This window comes from Gordonia sp. SCSIO 19800 (assembly GCF_018132775.1).
Lineage (GTDB): Bacteria > Actinomycetota > Actinomycetes > Mycobacteriales > Mycobacteriaceae > Gordonia > Gordonia hongkongensis.
In genome coordinates this window covers 21771-39435 of record NZ_JAGRQM010000007.1, presented here as the reverse complement: position 1 = coordinate 39435, position 17665 = coordinate 21771, and the positions used below count along the sequence as shown (strand labels likewise).

Sequence of the window (17665 nt, the reverse complement as noted above, 5' to 3'; positions counted from 1 at the left end):
CGGGTGCGACGTGTGCTGCGAGTGCGGCGACGCATGGGTGACGTCGCCGGAACACATCGCCACAACCTTATCGGTACCGATCAATATCGACTACTCAGAGTGGTCGTCGTCTACTGTGATTATCTACGCGCCCGTTCGGATGTAACCGTAGTTCGACGAACCGCGCACCCGCTTCGGGTTCGGTCATCGTGAACACAGCGTCCGATCCGTCCACCCCGATCCCGTTGTTTGACCACCGACGCATCTGGCAACCCTGGTGCGGACCGCTCATCTCCACCACGAGGAGGTAGACCATGGCAGAGAAGAAGAAGGACCCTGGACCTTCGGTCAAGGACGACGAGCTCTACGAGAAGCTGCGCGACGAGGGCAACTCGAAGGAGAAGTCCGCTCGGATCGCCAACGCCGCGGCCAACAGCTCACGGTCGGACGTCGGCAAGAGCGGCGGCAAGTCCGGGTCCTACGAGGACTGGACGGTCGACGAGCTCAAGGACCGCGCCAAGGAACTCGACCTCTCGGGCTACTCCGACCTGAAGAAGGACGAGCTCATCGAGAAGCTGCGGGACCACTGAGACCCGTCTGCTCGGAGAACATCAAAGCCGCCGACCCGAGGGGTCGGCGGCTTCGATGTGTAAAGGGACGGTGCCGGTCAGTGCGCCTCTCGGCAAACAGGCCGCTCGAAGCGGCAAGAGGGTGGGACCCGGGGCATTGAGTCCGTCACCGTCGCGGGGTACAACTACGACCCCGCTCGGGATATTCCGGCCCGTCCGACGTGACCTGCCCGACACCCACCGATGAGGCCGACCGGCCGGTCATCGGACCAGCCCGACCCGCTGGAACGCGGTCAACGCCGTCTCGCCGGTGTTCCACAGCCCGGTCACGTCGCCGCGTGCCCGAGCAGCGGTCGCCGGATCCTGGAGCGCGAGTCCGTTGCGGAACGTCAGCACGTTGTATCCGACGTCGGCGGCCCGCAGCATCGGCCCGGTCGCCCGGCCGGCGCCCACGACGCGGTCGAGGCCCTCACCGACCACGTAGAACCGGAAGATCGGTCCGAGGTTGACGCCGTATTCACGGAGTGTCGCGACGACGATCGAATTACCATGTGCGGCAATCGCATCGACGATGAAGAAGAAATCCCGCGCATTCGCCGTCGTGGCCCGGGCGTCGGCGGTCGCATAGGCGAGGTCGACGGTGATGTGCGCGTTGTAACCGGCCATCGCGACCCGTTGGCCGGGGACTGCGCAGTCGTCGGCCATGTCGAAGTAGTGCCGCCACTGGGGTGCGACAGGTCCGCCGCCGAATTCGCCTCGCACGGCGTCGAGGAACCGGTTGAGGAGTTCGAGACTGATGACGGGCGCCCACCGCGGAGTCTGGAAGACGCGCGGGTTGTTCTGCAGCGGCATCACCGCGTCGCGTTCCACCGCTGCCAGCCCGAGGGCGAACAATCCGCGCCGGTCGCGGCGGTCGGTGAGGATGTCGACGATCCCGTACAGCTTGTCGACGTTTCGTCGTAGCTGGACGAGAGGGAGGTCCTTCGAATCCTGCTCGTAGGTACTGAGTTCGACGATCCGCTCGCGGTCGGCCGGGCGGAGATCGGTTCCACACGTCTCGGCCGGTACCGCATGCGCCGGCGCGGCGACCACGAGTGTTCCGATGAGGCCGAGGGTCAGCAGTGCCGCTGCGAGTGCTCGCATGGGACCCGGTCATACCCATCTGCGCGCGGATCAAATCCCTCCGGCCGGGGACGCGAGCGGAGTTCGTCAGGGCAGCAGACCGGCACTGCGGGCGGTCACGACGGCCTCCAGCCGCGACGACGCCCCGAGCTTGCGCATCGCGTCCTTCATGTAACCCTTCACCGTGTACACGGTGACCCCGAGGGTCTCCGCGATACGGGCGTTCGAATAGCCCAGTGCGGCAAGGGAGATCACGTCCTGCTCCCGGCCGGTCAGTTCCACCTGCGCCGTCGACGCCGGGCTCGCGGCGATCAGGGCCTCGGTGATCGAGGCGAGTTCGTCGGCGAGCCGGGCGTCGTCGACCGTCTCGGCCAGCGACCGAAGCCGCGCGTAGGCCGCGGTCATCCGGTCGCGCATCTCCGCCTCGTCCTGCGCGGCGTGCTCGAGCCGGGCGCGGGACGCGACGATTTCGTGTTCGACGGTGCGGGCCTCCATCGCGAGGACGTCGAGCATCCGCCCGCCGATCGGGTCAGGGGTGTGCAGCGCGCCGTAGAGGACCGCGACGGGCGTCCGATCGACGATGACCGGAGCGGCCATCATGGCGCGCAACCCTTCCCGCTCGATGATCGTGTTGTAGCGATGGGTGATCCGCGGCGTGCGGAGGTAGTCGTCGACGACCATCGGGCGGTTCAGCGAGACGACCTTGCCGCCCAGCCCGTGCCCGACGTCGACCGACACCCCGTTCAACGCGCCCACGGTCGTACCGGCGAAATGCTGCAGACGCAGGTTCGACGGTCCGTTCAGGACACCCGCGAAGGCCAGTGGCACCCCACTGGACTTGCGCACCCGGCGCAACGCCTCGGTGACGATCCCGCTCAGCGGCTCGGGCATCTCACCTCACTTCTCCCCCTCTTCCGAGGGTGTTCCTGGGGCCGGTCGCGGAGGACACTGTGACTCAGCTTACTCAGTACGGAGCGAGGTTCACGATGACACAGGCCACCACGACCCCCACCGACATGGTCGAACGATGGTTGGCAATCTACGGGGCGTCCGACGCCGATGCGGCGGCACTCCTCGTCGACGGGCACGATCCCGAGGCGATCGCCTTCACGGTGATCGAGGTCGAGCAGACCGACGATCAGCAGTCCGGCGGCGTACGTCCGGTCACCACCGACATCACCTACGGCGAACTGGCCGAGCGGTCCAAGAGACTCGCGGCGGCCCTTGCGGAGATGGGCATCGGTCGTGGCGACACGGTGGGCGTCCTCATGGGCAAGCGCGAGGAGCTCGTCGTCTCGCTGCTGGCCATCGCCCGCCTCGGCGCGATCTACATCCCGCTGTTCACCGCGTTCGCGACACCCGCGATCGAGATGCGGTTGCAGGCCGGCGCCGCGAAGGTCGTGATCACCGAGTCGAGTCAGGCGGACAAGCTCGCGGGCATCGACGGGATCACCACAGTGGTCGCCGGCGACCAGTTCGAGGAACTCATCGCTGCGCACGAGCCGGTCACCGAGTCGGTCGCGGTCGGCGGCGACGGCACCCTGATCCTGCTCTTCACCAGCGGCACGACCGGCGCGCCGAAGGGCGTCCCGGTCCCGGTCAAGGCGCTCGCCTCGTTCGTCGCGTACATGCACTTCGGCCTAGATGTCCGCGCCGACGACGTGTTCTGGAACGCCGCCGACCCCGGCTGGGCCTATGGTCTCTACTACGGCGTGCTCGGGCCGCTGGCCGCCGGCCGGCGCAACCTCCTGCTGCACGCCGGGTTCACCCCCGAACTGACCGCGAAGATCCTCGGCGACCTCGGCGTCACCAACTTCGCCGCGGCACCGACCGTCTACCGGGCGCTCAGCAAGGACCCGCGCATCTCGGGTTTCTCGCTGCGCCGCGCGTCGTCGGCGGGCGAACCGCTGACCCCCGACGTCATCGACTGGGCGCTGCGGGCCATCGGCACCGAGGTCCGCGACCACTACGGCCAGACCGAACACGGCATGTTCATCAACAACCACTGGCACGAGTCGGTTCACGAGACCCTCGTCCCGGGCTCGATGGGACAGCCGATGCCCGGTTTCGCCGCGGGGATCGTCGACGGTCAGATCGCCATCGACGTCCCGGCCAGCCCGCTGATGTGGTTCGCGGGGTACCTCGACGCTCCGGAGAAGACCAAGCAGCGCTTCTCGCCGGACGGGCGGTGGTACCTGACCGGTGACACCGGGCGGGTGGACGACGAGGGCCGCTATTTCTTCTCCGCACGCGACGACGACGTGATCATCATGGCCGGCTACCGGATCGGCCCGTTCGACGTCGAGAGCGTGCTGATCACTCATCCATCGGTCGTCGATGTCGCCGTCGTCGGGCGCCCCGACGAGCTCCGCGGCGAGGTCCTCGAGGCATTCGTCGTCCTCGCGGACGGGGTCGAGGGCACCGATGCGCTCGAAGCCGAGCTCCAGCAGCTGGTCAAGACGCAGTTCGCCGCGCACGCCTACCCGCGCACCGTGCATTTCGTCGACGCCCTGCCCAAGACGCCGAGCGGCAAGATCCAGCGGTTCCTGCTGCGCCAGCGGTGAATGGCTGCCGTGGTGCGCCAACCTGGCGCGTAACGGCGCCACCGTGCGCGAACGATGAACCGACTGCGCGACCCGCAGCCGGGCCGCGCCAACAGCCGATCGCGTCGGGCAGACTCCGAGGACCTCGCCTGCCCCACGACGCGATCACCGGACGCGCAACCAGCGGGTCACACCCCTATCCGCTGGTTGCGCATCTCCGGTTCTGGCGAGATCAGTCCAGGAGCGCTCGTACCGAGTCGGGCGGCACGTCGCCGCTGTAGGTGACCGGGGCGTCGTACACGGTCCGCACGGGAACCACGCCGGTCCAGTCCGCCGACTCCCCACCCGGCCCGCCCGTCCGCGCCTTGGCGATCCACTGGCCGTCGACGATCGGCAGTCGCAGGGCCACCGTCGCTGCCAACTCTTTGCGCGTCGTCGGCCGGACCTCGGCCACCCTCCCCGGAATCAGCTTGTCGGACAACACTTCCAAAGCTACCTGGGCGTCGTCGGCGACTTCGAGGACTCCGCGTACGACCGCCGACCGGTAGTTCGCCGAATGGTCGAAGAGGGTGTCGGCGACGACGAGCCCGTCCAGCGCGAACACCGTGAACGTCACCGGCGCACCCGCGGCGACGTGCCGGAGCGCACCCGCCCCGGTCGATCCGTGCAGCAGGATCGAGTCGCCGTCCCGGGCGAAGAGCATCGGCACCGACCATGGCAGACCGTCGACGACGGTGCTGAGGGTCCCGACTTTGGTCTCGTCGAGCAGGGCGTCGAGCAGCTCGCGATCGGCTGCCCGATCAGGCTTGCGCGTCAACGACGCCAGACGCGAAGTCACGTCGGACGGGGTACCGCCGGTCGAAGTCATGCGGACATGGTCGCCCCCGAACGCGCCCGGCTCAACAGATTTGCTCGCCGGCGCCTCCGCCGAAGACTCCCCTTGCTGATATCCACCCACCAGGGCGGGCCTAGCCACATATCGACTTCCGGCTCGCTCTGCTGGGCGCATTCCACGCCGGGCCACCGGGACCCGGGGGAGCTCCCGATTCAACGAGGACCATAGCTGTCCTCCATCACTCATAGCGTGGTCCTCACACCAACCGAGAGGACACATCATGAGCACCTACACCTCCACCGAACTCAGCGTCGACGTCACCGGCGAGAAGCGCGACCTGCTCATCCTGCTGCAGGATCAGCGCAACATGCTCAAGATCACCGCACGCAACCTCTCCGACGACGATGCCCGCAAGCAGTCGACGGTCAGCACCCTCACGATCGGCGCGCTGATCAAGCATCTCGCGCACGGCGAGGAGAACGCGGCCCGCGTCATCACCGAGCGGGACGAGAACGCCGAGTTCGACATGAGCCAGGCCATGACCGAGTACGAGATGACCGGCGACGAGACTCTCGCCGGCTGGCTGACCGCATACGACCGTGGGGCAGCCGAGTTCGACCGCGTGATCGCCGACGCCGAGAGCCTCGACGAGCTGATCCCTCAGCCCACGGCGCCGTGGCAGCCGGAACGCGAGTGGCTGTCGATTCGGGCCATGATCATCCACCTCATCCGGGAGACCGCCCACCACTGCGGTCACGCCGACATCATCCGAGAGGCGCTCGACGGCCAGACCACGATGGGCGCCATCTCCGAAGGGCAGGAATGGGCCGAGCAGTGGGCCGACGCCGACTGGGCGAAGTGACGCCTGCCGGGTGAGTTATCCCGGGCACTCGACGATCACTCTCATCTCCGACCAATCCGCGGGCCCCCGGGCGCCGAAGACGTTGTGAGGCTGCCGGCCAGGCGCAGTCGACACCCCAACACAGATTGGACCGACGATGATCAAGCGAATTCCCCGTGTAGCAGGAGCGTTGACCGGACTGGTCCTCGCCGTCGGCGTGATGGCCGGCTGCTCCAGCGACGATTCGGACACCTCGAGCGAAACGACCGGAGCGGCAACCGAATCCAGCGCCATGATGAGCGAGAGCGCGATGGCCGATCCGGCCGCCAACCTCGTCGGGCCGGGTTGTGCCGCCTACGCCGAGGCCAACCCCTCGGGACCGGCGTCGGTGAACGGGATGTCGACCGTGCCCGTTGCCACCGCTGCGGCCACCAACCCCGAGCTCACGACTCTGACACAAGCACTTTCGGGTCAGCTGAACCCCGAGGTCAACCTCGTGAAGACCCTCAACGAGGGTGAGTACACCGTGTTCGCGCCGACCGACGACGCATTCGCGAAGCTGCCCCCGGAGACCGTCGAGCAGCTCAAGACCGACGCTGACCTGCTCAACAAGATCCTGACCTACCACGTGGTCGAGGGCCAGGCGACCCCCGACCAGATCGTCGGGGAGCACACCACTCTCGAGGGTCAGCAGGTCAATGTGACCGGATCGGGCGACAACCTGAAGGTCAATGAGGCCGGCGTCGTCTGCGGTGGCGTCACCACTTCGAACGCTCAGGTGTACCTCATCGACAGCGTGCTCATGCCCCCGGCCGGCATGTGATCTCTCCGTAAGCACTGCGCGAGAGCGCTTTCCACGATTCTCACCGACGCGATCCGTCGGTGAGAATCGTGCTGCGTGACCCGGGTGCGACCCGTTCGCCTCGAACACGGAAGAGTCCGGACTCCGCGGGCGGGATGACGTACGGACGCACGGGACACCGCGCCAAACCCTGAACACACACCGGTTGCCTACCCGAGCATCACTGCTTGTCTGGGGAACCGGTGTGTGCGTTCAGGTTCGAGCGGGTTGGGCATCCGTCTCGGACCGTACCCGGCTCTCGGTTAACGCCGACACCTGGATCGGCACGCCGGTCATGTTCGCCATCCCGGCGAGTCGCTCGAGGTCGGCCGGGTCGGACGAGATGAGTGCGTTGACGTTCACGCCACCGGCGCCCAGGTCGTTCTGCGCAGCCGCGTTCGCCTGCGTCCAGCCGCCGGAACCGTTGTGGCCCCAGCCATGCGGGATCGCGACGACGCCGGGCTTGATGTCCTCGGTGACGGTCACGGGCAACGAGATCCGACCGTGCCGGGACTCCACCGTCGCGAGGTCGCCTTCGGCCAGCCCGCGTGCCGTGGCATCGGCGGGGTGCATCCGGGCGGCGTGGGACCGTCCGCCGCGCAACAACATCGGCGCATTGTGCTGCCAACTGTTCTCTGACCGGATCTCACGCATCCCGATGAGCCGCAACGGATACCCTGCGTCGTCAGCGACACCGAGTCGCTCGACCTCGGTCATCAACTCCGGTGCGGTCAACCGGATCCGGCCGTCGAGGTACGTGACGTTCTTGGCCAGCTGCCCGGGGGCGAGGTCGTCGGCGACCACGACACCGTGTGGATGGTCCTCGACGAGCCGGCGGTAGGTGAGTCCACCGCGTCGAAGGCCGAATCGGTCTCCTCCCAATCCCATTCGGATCACCAGGTCCGAGACCCGGCGCGGGGTGACCGGCCGGCCCACGCGTCGCGCCAGCTGGTTGCCGACGTGCAGCGAGCGGATCAGCAGGCTCTCCGACGACAGGAAGCCGATCAGTTCGTTGATCACCGTCCACTCTTCTCGCGCCTCGCCCTGCGGTGGGATCACCGCCTCGGTGGCCTGCTTGAACGGAGTGGTGAACAGGGCCTGGAACGGGAGCAGGAAGTCCTCGCGTTCGTACATCGTGGTGGCCGGCAGGATGTAGTCGGCCCGGGCGTTGGTTTCGTTGCGGTAGATGTCCAGGGACACCATGAGGTCGAGTTCGTCCAACGCCGAACGTAATTCGTCGCCGTTCGGAACCGACAGCACCGGATTACCCGCGCTGACGAACAGCGCGCGCAGCTGCCCGCGGCCCGGGGTCGTGATCTCCTTGGCCATCAACGACGCCGGCGCGGTCCCGAGGACCTGCGGCAGGCCGCCGACGCGGCTCCGGCGCCCCGCCCAGCGAAAGCTCGAAAGCCGTTGCAGCGCGGCGACGCCCAGGCGCTGACCCGGAATCCCCAGATCACCGAACATCGACCCGCCCGGCACGTCCAGGTTGCCCGCGACGAGGTTCACCATGTCCAGCAGGGCGGTCGTCAGCGTGCCGGTGCGCCCCAGTGAGGTACCCACCCGTCCGTACACCGCGGCCCGCTCCGTACGGGCGAGCGAGCGGGCGACAGCGCGCACACGCTCCGGATCGATGTCCGTCCGGCCCGCGGTCACCTCCGGCGCGTAGGCCGCGACGAGCGTCTCGAGCTCCGCCACGCCGCGCGCCTGCCGCCGAAGCCGCTCACGGTCGGCGAGGTTCTCGTCGAACAGCACGTGCAACAGCGACAGCAGGAACAGCGCGTCGGTGTCGGGCGTGATCGGCAGCCAGTCGAACTCTCGGGCCGTCTCGGTGTGCCGGGGATCGACGACGACGACGGACCCGCCGCGCGCGGTGATCGCGTTCAGACCCTCACGGATACGCGGCGAACTCATCACGCTGCCATGCGACACCACCGGATTCGCCCCGATGATGACGAGGTAGTCGACCCGGTTGATGTCGGGAATCGGCGCGGTCAGCGGGTTGCCGTACAGGAAGTGACTGGCGACGAAGCGGTTGTTCACGTCCTGGGATCCCGCCGAGTACACGTGCGGCGTGCCGAGGAGGTTCATGAAGATCGCGGTCCACAGCGTGTGCCCGGTCGAGAACGTCGCCGGGTTGCCGAAGTACCAGCCGATCGAGTCGCTGCCGGATTTCTGGTGCACCTCGACGAGCCGGCGGCCGATCTCGTCGAGCGCCGTGTCCCATGAGATCTGCTCGAACTCGCCGTCGGGGCGTCGTCGGAGGGGGTGCCGGAGACGATCGGGATCGTTGACGATCTCGGCGAACGCGATCCCCTTCGGACACGCGAAGCCCCGCGACAGCGGGTGCTCCTTGTCCGGCCGCAACGAGATCAGCCGATCGTCCTCGACGGTCGCGATCATGCCGCACAGCGGCTCACAGATTCGGCAGTAAGTGTGTTTTTCCATCGGCATCTTGCGTCCCCTGACCTCGCGCGATGACTGGCCCCAGGCGGGCAGGCCTACGGTTGGTGTGATTCCGTTCACATCTGAAGACAAGTGTTGCATGATGACAGCACCTGAGGCATCCCCACCGAGGAGGTCCCCGTGACCGACAGCGAACCGAACGCCACACAGCCCACCGTGCGCGACGTGATCATCATCGGCGCCGGCTTGTCCGGCATCGACTGCGCCTATCGGCTGAAGGAGCAGAATCCCGACGCCGACTATCTGATCCTCGAACGCCGCGAACGCATGGGCGGGACGTGGGACCTGTTCCGGTACCCCGGCGTGCGGTCGGACAGCGACATCTACTCGCTGAGTTACCCGTTCGAGCCGTGGCGCAAGCCGCGGGCGCTGGCGCACGGAAACGACATCCGGGAGTACATCGAGGACACCGCCCACAAGTTCGCCATCGCCGAGCACATCCGGTTCGGGCAGCACGTCCTGACCGCCGACTGGGACTCGACGACGGACACCTGGACGCTGGGGGTCGAGGTCGGTGAGGACCGGCGCCGCGAGACCCACCGGGCGAGGTTCGTCATCTTCGCAACCGGTTACTACGACTACGACAACCCCTACACACCACGGTTCGCCGGTGCCGACGACTTCACCGGCCAGATCGTGCACCCGCAGCACTGGCCCGAAGACCTCGACTACCGGGGCAAGCGCGTCGTGGTGATCGGCAGCGGCGCGACGGCGGTCAGTCTCATCCCGAGCCTCGCCGAGCAGGCCGAGCACGTCACGATGCTGCAGCGCTCGCCGTCATACATCTTCTCGTCCAAGCAGAAGCAGTACCTGGCACCGCTCGTGCAGAAGTTGTTGCCACCGCAGGCGGCGCACAAGGTCATCCGCACCAGGTACGCCGCCCAGACGGCCGCGATCGTGCACCTGACCCACCGGTTCCCGAAGCTCGGACGCAAGATGATCCGCAACAACGTCGTCGCGAACCTGCCCGAGGACTATCCGGTCGACGTCCACTTCAATCCGACGTACAACCCATGGGACCAGCGGATGTGCATGGTCCCCGACGCCGACCTCTTCGCCGACATCACCGAGGGCAAGGTCGAGATGGTCACCGACCACATCGACCGGTTCGACGCCACGGGGGTCACCCTCACCTCGGGCAAGCACCTCGACGCCGACATCATCGTCACCGCGACCGGACTGCAACTGCTCGGCTTCGGCGGTACCCGGCTCCGCGTCGACGGCGCCGAGGTGAAACCGCACGACCGCTTCGTCTTCAAGAGCTACCTCATCGAGGACGTCCCGAACCTCGCCTGGTCGGTCGGTTACACGAACGCCTCGTGGACCCTTCGCGCGGACATGACCGCTCGCGCCGTCGCCGACCTGATCAGGTACATGCGCACGAACGGCTACACCCATGCCTATCCGCATCTGGGTTCGGAGGTCATGGGTTCGCGGCCGCTGTGGGATCTCAAGGCGGGGTACGTCGAACGGTCCCCGGATGCACTGCCGAAGTCGGGCACCCGCGGTCACTGGCAGGTGCGGCACAACTACTACCGCGACGCCATCGACCACCGCATCAACAAGGTCGAGGAATCGATGGTGTTCGGCCGGGCCTGACCCGGCTCCGCGCGCGGGGCCCGGACTGGTGTCGGTGCCCCGCCGCGCGGCGTTACGGCGGTGTGGTCCAAACGGTCGAGATTTGCCGTCGACGACGTGAAAATGCTGGTCAAGCCTTGCTCCCCGTTCTGTGACGCGCCGATACTGGGCTCGGGTCGAACGATTGCCCGCCCGGGCAGGAGTGGACCAGTAGGAGCTGCGCGATGACCTATCCACCCGGTCCCCCGACCCACCCGTCGACCCCGTACGGCGCGATCCCGCCGCGGCCCGACGGTCGTCGCGCACTGACCCTCGTACTGAGCGCCGTCGTGGTCGTCCTCGCGCTCGTCCTCGCCGCGGGCATCGTCTTCGTCGTCAAGGCCCGCGACGGGGACATCTACGTCCCCGGCCTCACCCTGACCGCGGCGAACGACCCCGGGATCGATCCGTTCACCGATCCGGTCCTCGTGTCCGGGGCCGGCGACCTCCCGGCGAACGTGGCACTCACCGGTACCGCGGGCGCAGCCGACCTCGGTGGCCGCGCGGTCAACGGCACCGACGCCGGGCTGTATGCCGCGGGAGACACCGCCGCCTGCGACACCGCGGCACTCAGCAACCGGTTGCTCGCCGATCCCCCGGCGGCTCGCGCCTGGGCCGGCGTCTACGGCATCGGCACCGCCGACATCCCGCACTATCTGAACACCCTCACCCCCGTGGTGCTGACCACCGACACCTGGGTGACCAACCACTCGTACACCTCCGGCCGAGCGGTCCCGTTCCAGTCCGTCCTGCAGCGTGGGACAGCGGTCTACGTCGACTCCGCCGGCGTCCCGCGCGCCATGTGCTCGTGCGGCAATCCGCTCGCCCCGCCGGCCGCCGCCCCGCTCGGCGGGTACCGGCTGGAGGGCCGGACGTGGGAGGGGTACAAGAGTCGATCGGTCACCCGCATCGCGTACAACAACCAGAACGTCACCGCGGTCGGCAAGTCGACGACCATCGTACCCGCGCCGTCGGTCCCGGCTGCCCCCGGCACCCCGGTCGGCGACGCGCTCCAGCTGCTGAATTACCTGACCGGACAGATCTTCTCGCAACCGCTCGGCGGACTGCTCGATCTCAGCCGCTTCCCGCCACCGTCGGGTCCCCTGCCCACCCCGGCCGCGCTGAACACGCCGTTCGAGGCGGACACCGAGGAGGACGCCGAGCACAACGGACTGATCGCGCCGGGCAACCCCGCGGCCGCCCCGGCCCTCGAGGAGCGGGCCGAGGAGCACGGCGGTCTGCCGGAAGGAGCACCGGACTCGGACTCGGCGGCTCCGGACTCCGCTGGACCGGACTCGTCCGAATCGGACTCCGCGGTGCCACCCGCCGCGCCGGACAGCCCGGGACCGGCCTCGGACGCGCCACCACCGGATGCATCGGTGCCCGCCTCCGACGCCCCGGTCCCCGAGGCGCCCGGGTACGAGGCGCCGGGTCCGGAGGCGCCCGAACCCGGGTCGGAGCCGGGCGTCCCCGGCGCGCCGGCACCGGGAGCCCCGGCCGAGGCCCCCGCGACGCCGACCTCGTTCAGCGGTTCGGGGGAGTTCATCGGCAGTTTCAGCTTCGACGACGCCGGGCTGTCGGTGGGCTGCACGGCCCCCGGCAGCTCTTCGGCGGGTACGGTCGCCCTCTCGTGCACCGACGGCGTGACGCGGTCGGTCGCCGGTTCGGCCCTACAGCGCACCTCGGTGTCCGGCTCCACCACCAGCACCGGAGTGTGGACGTTGACGCTGACGGCGGTCGGCGCGTCGAAGACGGTGACCGTCCGGTCGGCGAACTGGATCGTCGTACCGCCCGCCGCCCCGGCTCCCGAACCGTCTGCGCCGGGCCCCCTGACGACGGACCCGCCGGCGCCGGACCCCTCCACACATGCCGCGCCGCCCGCCGGAGAGGCCCCGGACGAGACGACCACCACGACCACCACGGAGAACTCACCCCCACCCGAGGCTCCCGCGGGCCCCTGACACCTGCGGTTTCACCCCTGATGTGAGCTGTCCAACAGCAGGCGTCGTGGGACGTCCGTACCATCGCGCGCATGTCTGCCCTCACGACGTCGACGCCGAGCCCCGCCCGTGACCTCCGTCCGGAGTCCGTTCGCAGACGCGTCCGACGGCGGGTGGCGAGCGTCGCGGTCGTGGCGACGATGGTGTCGCTGGTGATGCTCGCGCCGAGTGCGCAGGCCGATCGGATCATCAACGGTCACCTGGTCGGCGGCAAGATCGGCGAGGCCTACTCGTCGACGGGCGGCTTCTTCAAGTGGGGCGTCCCGACCGGCCCCGAACGCGCGGGAGCCAAGCGTGGCAGATTCCAGGTGTTCTCACGCGAAACGTCGTTCTACTGGCACCCCGCCGCCGACGGCGGTACGGCACACCAGGTCGGCGGCGCGATCCGGAGCCGGTGGCAGAAGGCCGGGGCCGAGCGCGGTGCGTTGGGTTATCCGGTCAGCAACGAGTACCGGTCGGGCAGCGGACGGAGCAACGACTTCCAGGGCGGTGTGGTCACATGGTCGAAAACCGGTGGCGCGCAGATCGTCTGGGGCCAGATCCGGCGCAAGTGGGAGGAGACCGGCGGAGCGGGCGGGTACTTCGGGGTCCCGCTCGGCGGCGAGTACCGAACCGGCAACCGATTCGCCCAGGACTTCCTGAACGGCACCATCTTCTGGCCCTGACGGGCACACCCGGGCCAAGATGGGCGGATCCGCCACGGTTCATTAGGACGTCCAAGTATCGTCGACGGCATGGCTTCGCGACCTTCGTCCGCCAACACCATCGACGGCATCCTCCGCAGGTCCGCGGCGCGGCATCCCGACCGCACCGCGTTGGTCTTCGACGACCGTTCCTTCACCTACCGACAACTCGACGACGCGGTGTCCGCTGCCGCCGCCGGGCTGCTGGCCCGCGGACTGCAGCAGGGCGACCGGGTGGCGGCATACGGCACGAACTCGGACGCGTATGTCATCGGTTTCCTGGCGTGCTGCCGCGCGGGACTCGTCCACGTCCCGATCAACTACGCGCTGCGAGGTGAGGAGCTCCGCTATCTCGTCGTGCAGTCCGGCGCACGTGCCGTCCTCGTCGACCCCGCCCTGTCCGAACGGATCGACGAGATCCGCGGCGATCTCGCCGAGGTCGAGGAGATCGTCCCGCTGCGCGACGCCGACGATTCGCTGCTCCAGACGGCGACCAGACCGGCCGGCCAGTTCACCTCGGCGGCCGACGGCGACGATCTCGCCCAGCTCCTCTACACCTCCGGAACCACCTCGAAGCCCAAGGGCGCCATGATGTCCCACGCGGCACTCATCAGCGAGTACGTGTCGTCGGTGATCGCCCTCGACTTCACCGCGGATGACAACCCGCTGATCGCCATGCCGCTCTACCACTCGGCGGGGATGCACGTCTTCATGCTTCCGTACCTCTCCGTGGGCGCGACCGTCCGGCTGATGGCGACCCCGGACATCCCGGAGATCCTGCGTCGCGTCGAGGCGGACCGCATCGGGTCGCTGTTCCTCGCGCCGACCGTCTGGGTTCCGCTCGCCGGTCACCCGGACCTGGCGACCAGGGATCTGTCCTCGCTGCGCAAGGCCCAGTACGGCGCGTCGATCATGCCGGTGACCGTGCTGAACCGGCTCCGCGAGCAGTTCCCCGGCATGCAGTTCTACAACTGCTTCGGACAGTCCGAGATCGGGCCGCTGGCAACGGTTCTGCGCCCGGAGGAGCACGAGGACCGGCCGTCCTCGTGCGGTCGGCCGGTGTTCTTCGTCGAGACCCGGGTCGTCGACTCCGACGGCAACGACGTCGAACCCGGGGTTCCCGGCGAGATCCTCTATCGTTCGCCGCAACTGTGCCGCGGTTACTGGGAGAACCCGGCCGCCACCGAGGACGCGTTCCGTGACGGCTGGTTCCACTCCGGCGACCTCGTCACCCGCGACGCGGAGGGTTTCATCACGGTGGTCGACCGCATCAAGGACGTGATCAACACCGGCGGCATCCTGGTCGCCTCCCGCGAGGTGGAGGACGCGATCTACACCCACGAGGCGGTCTCGGAGGTGGCCGTCATCGGCGAGCCGGACGAGAAGTGGATCGAGGCCATCACCGCGGTCGTCGTGGTGCGGGACGGCCGGTCGGTGACCGAGCAGGAACTGATCGAGCACGTCCGGTCTCGGATCGCGCCGTTCAAGGTCCCGAAGAAGGTGCGGTTCGTCGACGAGCTCCCCCGCAACCAGAGCGGCAAACTGCTCAAGCGGGAACTGCGCTCGCGGTGACGGACGCGCGGCGCGACGGACCTGACATCGTCAGAACCGTTGTGCTGCAGCCACTGCCGCGTCGATGTCGGCGTGCGCGGCCGCCGATCCGAGTATCCGCCGCAAGTCTGCCGCCGTCGGCGCATCACCGGAGGCGACCATCGCACGAAGCCGGGTGCCGAGGTCGGCCGGCGACGTGAGTCCCAGCTCGCCGAACCAGTTGCCGAGTAGATCGACTAGTGCGTCGCCGGTTGTCTCGTCGTCGGTGAACGGCAGAGCCACGCTGGTGAAGCCGTCATCGGCGTCGTAGTCGGACCGCATCCACCGGCCGTCGAAGCCGTAGATGAACCCGATCCACATCCCCTCGGTGCGCTGCCGGTCGAGGTACGGCAGGATCGCCGCTTCCCACCAGCCGGGCGCATCGGCGAGCAGGTCGGTCTCCGGCTCGCCGAAGTACGTCGCTCCCTCGCGGAAATACGTCTCGGAGTACTCATGGTCGTGCCCGACGAGCACCGCGCGGCCGGATCCGGCCGACACGACGTCGGCCCAGTTGCCTCCGCCGTCGTCGTAGTGCCACCCGTGAGCGGTCGCATGCGCCCCCTGCGCCCAGCGTTCACCCCGCACGGCCAGCAGTGCCGCATATGCAGCCCACCTCGGTTTCATCTCCGCCGGGGTCGGCAACCCGACCGTCCGCAACGCCATGCCGTGGCACCTCTCTGCCGGGATTGTCCGAACCAGGGTATTGCCGTGGCCGACGGTACCGCTCCCAGCGCACCGAAAGGAACTGAGCGATAACGGAACAGGCGAGGAATCGACGACCGGCACCCGTTCGCAGTACGGTGTGGATCGTGACGCGATGGCACCGCAAGGTTCTGACACTGGCCGTGTGTGCGGCGGTCGCGATCGGCGGTTCCGGAGCGGCCGGGACCCTCGCCGCCGGCCCGGCGATCTCCTCGCCGTCGAACCTCGGCGACGTCGGCACGGTCGTCTCCGCCAGGCCGCTCGCCCCGCAGTTCTGGGTGCCCGGCTCCGCCGACGCCACCGTCCTGACCTATGTCACGACCGATGCTCTCGGCAAGAAGGCGCTCAGCACCGGGACCGTGTTCACCCCACGGGGGACGGCACCGCCGGGCGGTTGGCCGGTGATCTCGTGGGCCCACGGGACGTCGGGGATCGGCGACGACTGCGCCCCCTCGGTCCGGGGTCCGGGCCTGCCCGAGCGCGACCTGCCGTACCTCGCCAAGTGGATGCAGCAGGGCTACGCCATCGTGGCCAGCGACTACGCCGGCCTGGGCACCCCGGGTCTGCACGCCTACCTCGACGGCCGCACGACGGCCCACAACGTCGTCGACATGGTGCGAGCGGGCCGGGAGTTCTCCTCGACTCGACCTGTCGCACAACGGTTGTCGCGCTCCTGGGCGGCGGTCGGGCAGTCACAGGGCGGCGGCGCGGCCATCTACACCGCGCGCTACGCGACCGAGTTCGGCGGTGAAGAGCTCGACTACCGGGGTGCCGTCGGCACCGGCACGCCGGCCTACATCGAACGACTGGTCCAGATCGCGGGTCCGGGTGTCCCGCCGGTGGCGATCACCCCGGCGCTGACCGCTTACCTCAGCTACATCCTCGCCGGACTCCGATACGCACACCCCGAGCTCGGCATCGATCGCATCCTCACGCCGAGCGGCCGGAAGTATGTGGCCCTCGCCGAGACCCGCTGCGTCGGCGAATTCGAGGAGCAGCTCCGGGGCGTCTCGCTCGGCGACTACTTCACCGCCCCGCTGACCAGTCTGCCGAGATTCTCCGCGACCCTGGCGAATTACCTGGGCATGCCCGAAAAGGGTTTCGACAAGCCATTTTTCATGGGCCACGGCCTGTTCGACACCGACGTGCCGTATCCCACCACCGCGGCCTATGCGGCGACGCTGACCGCCAACCGCCAGCCGGTGACCTTCCGGACCTATCCGAGCGACCACAGCGGCACGCTGGTCCGGTCGCAAGCCGACACCATCCCCTTCCTCGGCCGGCTCTTCGGAAAGTAACCGCCGAGGGCGTTCGCGCACCCCGGTACCGGCGTGGCGTCATGCCGTGGCACGATGGGATCACCGGTTGAGCAGCTGCCGTCGTACATCTCCCGGGACGGGGCCGCAAGTCGGGCTGCCGCCGTCCCCCGTAGAGAGGGCCACCCGATGCAGGCAGAGAATCCTGATGCTGTGATCGTCGACGACAGTGGCCTGAGTGCCGGACGCGCGCTGATGTCGGTGGTGTCCGCAGCACATGAGCAACTGGTGATCCTGACCGTGGAGGGCAGCATCGACGTGCTCACCGCCCCGCAATTGTCCGACGCCGTGTCGCAGGCGCTGAGCGGACAACCCGACGGTCTGATCATCGACCTGACGACCACCGAGTTCCTGGCCTCCGCCGGGATGGCGGCGCTCGTCGCGGCACACGAGGCCATCGCACCCACCGGCATGTTCGGCGTCGTGGCCGCCGGACCGGCGACCGCCCGCCCCCTCACCATCATGGGCCTCGACCAGACGATGGTGCTCTACCCGACGCTGAACCATGCGATCACGGCCATGACCACCACAGAGGGGCTGGCCGACCGTCCGGCTGGTTAG

General features: G+C 68.4%; 15 protein-coding genes. 10 read left to right on the top strand and 5 right to left on the bottom strand.

The genetic code is table 11. The features are described from left to right. Positions 1-293: 293 nt before the first annotated feature. Positions 294-569 (top strand): Rho termination factor N-terminal domain-containing protein, encoded by a 276-nt coding sequence (locus KB201_RS10325; protein ID WP_058253403.1) that lies wholly within the window; start codon positions 294-296, stop codon positions 567-569. 240 nt (positions 570-809) lie between these two features. Here KB201_RS10325 and KB201_RS10320 read toward each other — a convergent pair whose 3' ends face one another. Next, entirely contained in the window at positions 810-1691 is an 882-nt protein-coding gene (locus KB201_RS10320) for a DUF5995 family protein (RefSeq protein WP_165629270.1), read from the bottom strand. Between the two features lie 66 nt (positions 1692-1757). Beyond that, positions 1758-2561, bottom strand: coding sequence for a LuxR C-terminal-related transcriptional regulator (locus tag KB201_RS10315; protein ID WP_165629271.1), 804 nt, complete (start codon positions 2559-2561; stop codon positions 1758-1760). Between the two features lie 95 nt (positions 2562-2656). On the opposite strand from KB201_RS10315, the gene KB201_RS10310 reads away from it, so the two are divergent. Beyond that, a complete protein-coding gene (locus tag KB201_RS10310; protein WP_165629272.1) occupies positions 2657-4234 on the top strand; it encodes an AMP-binding protein in 1578 nt (525 codons plus the stop codon). A gap of 211 nt (positions 4235-4445) precedes the next feature. Here the strand turns inward: KB201_RS10310 and KB201_RS10305 are convergent, their stop codons facing one another. Then, entirely contained in the window at positions 4446-5081 is a 636-nt protein-coding gene (locus KB201_RS10305; protein ID WP_165629273.1) for a pyridoxamine 5'-phosphate oxidase family protein, read from the bottom strand. A 247-nt stretch (positions 5082-5328) separates the two neighbouring features. Here KB201_RS10305 and KB201_RS10300 point away from each other — a divergent pair, with 247 nt between their 5' ends. Together KB201_RS10300 and KB201_RS10295 are read left to right on the top strand one after the other, a co-directional pair. After that, entirely contained in the window at positions 5329-5910 is a 582-nt protein-coding gene (locus tag KB201_RS10300) for a DinB family protein (protein ID WP_165629274.1), read from the top strand. A gap of 136 nt (positions 5911-6046) precedes the next feature. After that, a complete protein-coding gene (locus KB201_RS10295; RefSeq protein ID WP_171011559.1) occupies positions 6047-6712 on the top strand; it encodes a fasciclin domain-containing protein in 666 nt (221 codons plus the stop codon). A 231-nt stretch (positions 6713-6943) separates the two neighbouring features. On the opposite strand, the gene KB201_RS10290 is transcribed toward KB201_RS10295, so the two are convergent. Next, complete coding sequence (locus tag KB201_RS10290) at positions 6944-9184, bottom strand: molybdopterin-dependent oxidoreductase (protein WP_159369753.1); 2241 nt, start codon at positions 9182-9184, stop codon at positions 6944-6946. 132 nt (positions 9185-9316) lie between these two features. Between KB201_RS10290 and KB201_RS10285 the strand changes: the two genes are divergently transcribed. From KB201_RS10285 to KB201_RS10270, 4 genes are all read left to right on the top strand, one after another. Beyond that, a complete protein-coding gene (locus tag KB201_RS10285) occupies positions 9317-10795 on the top strand; it encodes an NAD(P)/FAD-dependent oxidoreductase (RefSeq protein WP_159369752.1) in 1479 nt (492 codons plus the stop codon). A gap of 203 nt (positions 10796-10998) precedes the next feature. Beyond that, positions 10999-12774, top strand: a complete 1776-nt coding sequence (locus tag KB201_RS10280) for a DUF6777 domain-containing protein (protein ID WP_159369751.1) — start codon at positions 10999-11001, stop codon at positions 12772-12774. Between the two features lie 71 nt (positions 12775-12845). After that, complete coding sequence (locus tag KB201_RS10275; protein WP_242697020.1) at positions 12846-13478, top strand: LGFP repeat-containing protein; 633 nt, start codon at positions 12846-12848, stop codon at positions 13476-13478. Positions 13479-13547: 69 nt separating this feature from the next. After that, the gene (locus KB201_RS10270) at positions 13548-15068 is read left to right on the top strand and encodes an acyl-CoA synthetase (protein ID WP_068970865.1); all 1521 of its coding nucleotides are present in this window, start codon (positions 13548-13550) and stop codon (positions 15066-15068) included. 30 nt (positions 15069-15098) lie between these two features. Here the strand turns inward: KB201_RS10270 and KB201_RS10265 are convergent, their stop codons facing one another. Continuing rightward, positions 15099-15749: a hypothetical protein gene (locus KB201_RS10265; RefSeq protein WP_211539174.1), complete on the bottom strand. Its 651-nt coding sequence runs from the start codon at positions 15747-15749 to the stop codon at positions 15099-15101. Positions 15750-15886: 137 nt separating this feature from the next. On the opposite strand from KB201_RS10265, the gene KB201_RS10260 reads away from it, so the two are divergent. Next, positions 15887-17086, top strand: coding sequence for a lipase family protein (locus KB201_RS10260; protein WP_159369748.1), 1200 nt, complete (start codon positions 15887-15889; stop codon positions 17084-17086). A 147-nt stretch (positions 17087-17233) separates the two neighbouring features. Then, the gene (locus KB201_RS10255; RefSeq protein ID WP_065631340.1) at positions 17234-17665 is read left to right on the top strand and encodes an STAS domain-containing protein; all 432 of its coding nucleotides are present in this window, start codon (positions 17234-17236) and stop codon (positions 17663-17665) included.